Source organism: Aeromonas sp. MdU4 (assembly GCF_041929505.1).
In the GTDB taxonomy this organism is placed as follows: domain Bacteria; phylum Pseudomonadota; class Gammaproteobacteria; order Enterobacterales; family Aeromonadaceae; genus Aeromonas.
This window is the reverse complement of record NZ_JBHFMW010000072.1, coordinates 1-5,506: the sequence shown is the minus strand read 5'-3', so window position 1 is coordinate 5,506 and position 5,506 is coordinate 1. Positions and strand designations below refer to the sequence as shown.

The window sequence follows — 5,506 nt, the reverse complement described above, 5'->3', positions numbered from 1 at the left end:
GCGGCAAAGTTCTTCACCCCCTGCTGCGCCAGCCGGTGAAAAACGGCCCCCGCCCCCATGGCGTGCACCAGATAGAAGACGGTATCGATACCCGCCAGCGCAGGCAGCAGGGTGATGGGCTTGAGGCTGTCGGCGAGGCGAAACTCCACCCCCTCCGGCAAACGGCAGGGGCGACGCGCCCCGGCAATCACCCTGTAGCCCAGCGTTTGCAGGTGGGGCACCAGATAGGAGCCTATATAGCCCGCCGCCCCCATCACCAGACAGTTTCTCATCCTCTCTCCCCTTCCCTTATTGCCCCGGCCAGCGGGTTGATGTGCTGCAACCTGAATGCCCATCATCCAGCCTCGCCGTTACTTTGCAACATGGAACTAACAATTCTGTCGGTTAGTCCGATTTGGTGTTAAGCCCCCACCGGAAAGCGGTCGATAACTGACCAGATGTATAGCCCGAGGGCGAAGATATGCGCATCGATCACTACGACCTCCAGGGGGAGGTGCAATACCAGCAGCAACAGGCGCAGGCACGCAAAGTACGCAGGCTGGGGGCAGTCGCACCGCAAGCCGATGGCACCAACGGGACGGCCGCCACACCACCATCCGGCGAGCAGCGAACCACCCTGATGCAAGCCAGTGCCCTGACGCTGCAAGCCAGCAGCCGGAGCAATACCCAGACTCCCCCGCAGACGACAGCCGCGCCAGCCAAAGCGGAGGGCACCAAAAATCAGGAGGAGAACGGCGTGCCTAACGACGGGCTCGATAACCACCAGCGGCTTATCAAGTTGATGATAGAAGCCATGCTGGGCCACGAGATCGAGCTGCCCGATCCCATCAAACCGACCGAACAGAGCGCGGAGGGGGTGAACTCCCCGACGGGCGACGGCAGCCAACCCGCCGCCGAGCCGGATCAACTGGTGGAAGTAACCGACAGCCTGCTGCAAAAGGAGCAGCTCAACGTGGTCGCCTCGGCCAGCATAGAGACCCAGGATGGCCAGAGCCTGCAGCTCGATCTCGGCTTTGTGCTCGACTGGCGTCAGCTCGATATCAGCAAGCGTCGCACCACCCTCAATGCCCTCAAGGATCCACTGGTACTTAACCTGGATGGCAAGATCGCCGGCCTGACCGACGCCCGGGTCAAGTTCGACATCGATCAAGATGGCAAAGAGGACAGCCTGCCCGGCCTCGGCGAGGGGAGCGGCTTTGTGGCGCTGGATCGCAACGGCAACGGCACCATAGATGACGGCGGCGAGCTGTTTGGGGCCCGTTCCGGCAACGGCTTTGGTGAGCTGGCGACCCTGGATGAGGATGGCAACGGGGTGCTGGACGAGCGGGACAGCCAGTTCTCGGCACTGCAGTTCTGGCAGCCGGAGCACTCCCCCATCGCCCTGGTGGAGCTGGGGATCGGCGCCATTCTGCTCCATCCCCTCGACACCCCCTTCAACCATCTGGGGGAAAACGGCAATCAGGGAGTACTGCGCCAATCCGGCCTCTATGTGACCGAACAGGGCAAGGGAGGCTGGGTGCAGCAGATCGACCTGCGGGTCTGAACATTGAAGCAGTAGTACAAAAACGGTCGCTGACATTACCTGCCAGCGACCGGTTCAAGCTAAACGGATAGCACCTGAGTCAACTTAACTCGGTGGGATCGATATCCAGACTCCAGCGCACCTTTTTGGTCTCGGGCCACCCCTCCAGCTCCTTCACCACCCAATCCAGCAGCTGGGCCAGCGGCGCCCGGTTCGGCCCTTGCACCAGCAACTGCATGCGGAACTTGCCCGCCTTGCGCTCCATAAAGCCGCTGATGGGCCCCAGCACTTGAACATGGGGATAACAGGCGCTGCGCAGGGTATCGGCGAGGCGGCTGAGGAACAGCTGCACCTCGTCACGGCCGTTGGCCTCGGCCCGAAACAGCCCCTGATAGCTGAACGGCGGCAGTCCCAGCAGGCGACGCTCTTTCAGCGCCGTGTCGGCGAAGTGGCCGTAGCCGTTCTGGGTCAGATCCTGCAGCAGGGCATGTTCCGGATGGTGGCTCTGCAGCACCACCAGCCCGGGTTTGCTGGCACGACCGGCACGGCCCGCCACCTGGGTGTAGAGCTGAGCCAGCTTCTCGGCAGCGCGAAAATCAGCGCTGAATAGCGCGCCATCCACATCCAGCAGCCCCACCAACGTCACATCCGGGAAGTGGTGGCCCTTGGCCAGCATCTGGGTGCCGATCAGGATCTTGTACTTGCCCGCCTTGATGTCACCGAGATGGGTCTCCAGCTCCCCCTTGCGGCGGGTGTTGTCCCGATCGATGCGCACTACCGGATATTGCGGGAACACAGTGGTAAGCAGCTGTTCCAGCTGTTCTGTGCCCACTCCCGATCCGATCAGCTCGTTGCTGCCACACTCCGGGCAGAGGTGGGGCAGCGGGCGCACGCTGTCACAGTGGTGGCAGTGCAGCCGTCGTCCGGCCTGATGCCAGGTGTACCAGGCGTCGCAGCGCTCGCAGGCGGCGTTCCAGCCGCACTGGTGGCAAATCAGAGCCGGGGCATAGCCGCGGCGGTTGAGGAACAGCATCACCTGATTGCCCGCCGCCAGATGCTCCGCCATCAGTTGCTCCAGCTGGGGGGAGAGTCCAGCCTGCAAGCGCACGTTCTTGATATCGAGGATCACCTGACGGGCAGTCTGGGCATTGCCTGCGCGGCGAGTCAGAGTGAGGTGGTGATACTTGCCAGTACGGGCGTTGTGCAATGTCTCCAGCGACGGGGTAGCCGAGCCAAGCAAAATGGGGATACCGGCACGATGGGCCCGCATCACCGCCAGATCCCGCGCGTGGTAGCGAAAACCGTCCTGCTGCTTGAAGGAACCGTCGTGCTCCTCGTCGATGATGATGATGCCGAGGTTGTGAAAGGGGGTGAACACCGCGGAGCGGGTGCCGATCAGGATGGCTGCACCGCCATCGCGGCAGGCGAGCCAGGCATCGAGCCGCTCCCGGTCGTTCATGGCGGAGTTCATCGCCACCACAGGCACGTTGAAGCGGCGGCGGAAGCGGTTGATGGTCTGCGGGGTAAGGCCTATCTCCGGCACCATCACCAGCGCCTGCTTGCCCGCCTTGAGCAGGGGCTCGAGGATGCTCAGGTACACCTCGGTTTTGCCGGAGCCGGTAATGCCGTCCAGCAGGAAGGCACCGAACTTGTCGCTCTGGCTGGTAACGGCAGAAACGGCCAGCGCCTGCTCGCCGTTGAGGCGCAGCCCCTCCCCCGGTTCAAAGCGGGTAGCCCAGTCGCCATCGTGGCTCGGCTCCAGCGAGCGCTTCTCCAGCAATCCCTTCTTCTCCAGCGCTGTGAGGGCTGCGCTCTGGATCTCCTCCTGCTTGAGGGCGGAGGGGGTCTGCGGCCCCTTGCGCAGCAAGGCAAGGGCCTGCTGCTGCTTGACAGCACGCTTGAGCTCGTTGAGATCGACCGCCATGCCCGCCTCGGTGGCAAACCAGAACTCCAGCTCGCGATAAGCAGCAGGCTCTCCCTTGCGCACCAGCACCGGCAGGGCGTGCGGCAACACTTCCCCCAGCGGATGCTGGTAGTAGCTGGCGCTCCAGTTCATCAGCGCCAGAATGTCGGCGCCCAGCACAGGCGTCGCGTCGAGCACGCGCTTGATGGGTTTGAGCTTGTTACGCGGCACCTGACTCTCGTCCGGGTGATCCACCACCAGCCCGACCAGAGTCTGCGGGCCGAAAGGGATCTCGACCCGACAACCGGGAGCAGGTAACGGCAGAGGAGAGAGATAGTCGAAGTGACGGCGTAACGGTACCGGGACAGCGACACGAACCAGATCCAGCGTTTGGGAAGAATTCACCAGGGGTTGCCTATTTTTTCTGCGAAGCCACTTGCCTGATCTCAGGCATTTCCTATATTATTCGCAGCCTTTGAAACTGTGTTCAACAATCGTGTGGTGTCCGACAAGAGATCGGATGGCGACACGGCCTATTAATTGAGGTTGTCCATGAAAGCTGGTATCCATCCTGACTACGTAGCCATCACCGCCAAGTGCTCTTGCGGTAACGTCATCAACACTTTCTCTACCATCGGTAAAGATCTGAACCTGGACGTGTGCTCCGAGTGCCACCCGTTCTACACCGGCAAGCAGAAAGAAGTTTCTAGCGGCGGCCGCGTAGACAAGTTCAACAAGCGTTTCGGTGCGATGACCACCAAGAAGTAATTTTACTTCTGAAGAATTCTGAAAAAGGCGCCCGATGGGCGCCTTTTTTATTGTCCTTTTTTCCCTCTTCAACCACAACACGGCTTACTGGCCAAACCCCTTGGAACGGCGCAGATAGACATAGCCTTCACCCGGACTGCCCCAACGCGACGTCCCTTCGTTATCATACGCCCGATCCAGAAATCTGACGCTGTCGGGACCAATCCAGATATGTTGCACCAGGGTGGTGGCACCGCCAAAGTCGGTGGAACAATGACCAACACGAGAGTGGCCGGCATACTCACCAGAGGCAGTACGCTTCAGCCAGATCTCGCACCCCTGGCGCAAAGAAAGTTGTTGCGGTGTCAAACTGTCGAGCAGGGCGGGGTCGTGCCAAGCTCCGGCAAAGTCGGTCGCTCTGGGCATGGTCAACTCAGCCATCAGGATGCGACCATCTGAAACAGGAGAAAAACGATAGATGCGCTGACGGAAGGGACGGATGGCACGCAAGGTCAGATACTGCTCGGCATAGACCCAGCGATACCCCTGATAGCCATGCCAGATCTCCATCAGACGCAGCTCGGCACTGGTAAAACGGCTATCGTAACCGGCCTGCTCCCTGCTAGAAAACGCTCCGTCGAACCAGCTGAGTAACGGCTCCATGCCGGGCTTGAGTGGGGTAGCCTGGGGTGCCGACCCTGCCAACGCCAGACAGGAACAGAGCAGCCCGAATACGGCCACCAGCAACTTTGCCATCGAATCCTTCCGAATCATCATAGTGGCGGCGATTATATGAGCGAATTCCCTCAATAACAGCCATTACGATCAAATGATTGCCACTCTGCTGCAAAAACCTCGCAAGGATGCCATGCCAGTCACTAAACCCGGTATTTCGCCACCGCCTTGTTCAGAAGCTGTGCCTGTTCATTAAGACCCTGGCTGGATCTGGCATTCTCCTCGGCCATGACGCTCGACTCCTGGGCAATGTCGCGGATGTTGTTGACGTTGCGATTGACCTCGTTCGCCACCAGACTCTGCTGCTCGATAGCCGCCGCAATCTGGGTGCTCATGTCCATGATGTGGGTGACATCCTGGGTAATTTGCCCCAGCAACTCCCCTGCGGTGCTGGCCTGATCCGAGCTGCGGTTACCCTGCTCGCGACAAGTCGCCATCACCTCTACGATGCTGCCGGTCTGCTTCTGCAGCGAGCTGATGATGCCGGCGATCTCCTGAGTCGATTTCTGGGTACGAATGGCGAGGCTGCGTACTTCGTCAGCCACCACCGCAAAACCACGCCCCTGATCGCCTGCTCGTGCGGCTTCAATCGCCGCATT

General features: G+C 60.8%; 6 protein-coding genes. 2 read left to right on the top strand and 4 right to left on the bottom strand.

Annotated elements, in window-relative coordinates; all coding sequences use genetic code 11:
• Window positions 1-272: NAD-dependent epimerase/dehydratase family protein (locus ACE1BR_RS23255; RefSeq protein WP_374874455.1), on the bottom strand; the 272-nt coding region annotated here is incomplete at its 3' end.
• A 188-nt stretch (window positions 273-460) separates the two neighbouring features.
• On the opposite strand from ACE1BR_RS23255, the gene ACE1BR_RS23250 reads away from it, so the two are divergent.
• Entirely contained in the window at window positions 461-1,543 is a 1,083-nt protein-coding gene (locus tag ACE1BR_RS23250; protein ID WP_374868088.1) for a hypothetical protein, read from the top strand.
• Between the two features lie 79 nt (window positions 1,544-1,622).
• On the opposite strand, the gene priA is transcribed toward ACE1BR_RS23250, so the two are convergent.
• Window positions 1,623-3,830: a primosomal protein N' gene (priA, locus tag ACE1BR_RS23245; protein ID WP_374868086.1), complete on the bottom strand. Its 2,208-nt coding sequence runs from the start codon at window positions 3,828-3,830 to the stop codon at window positions 1,623-1,625.
• A gap of 147 nt (window positions 3,831-3,977) precedes the next feature.
• Between priA and rpmE the strand changes: the two genes are divergently transcribed.
• Window positions 3,978-4,193, top strand: a complete 216-nt coding sequence (rpmE, locus tag ACE1BR_RS23240; RefSeq protein ID WP_005340673.1) for a 50S ribosomal protein L31 — start codon at window positions 3,978-3,980, stop codon at window positions 4,191-4,193.
• A gap of 84 nt (window positions 4,194-4,277) precedes the next feature.
• Here rpmE and ACE1BR_RS23235 read toward each other — a convergent pair whose 3' ends face one another.
• Window positions 4,278-4,928, bottom strand: coding sequence for a chromophore lyase CpcT/CpeT (locus ACE1BR_RS23235; protein ID WP_374868084.1), 651 nt, complete (start codon window positions 4,926-4,928; stop codon window positions 4,278-4,280).
• 122 nt (window positions 4,929-5,050) lie between these two features.
• A partial coding sequence (locus ACE1BR_RS23230; protein ID WP_374874453.1) for a methyl-accepting chemotaxis protein occupies window positions 5,051-5,506 on the bottom strand: 456 nt, incomplete at its 5' end.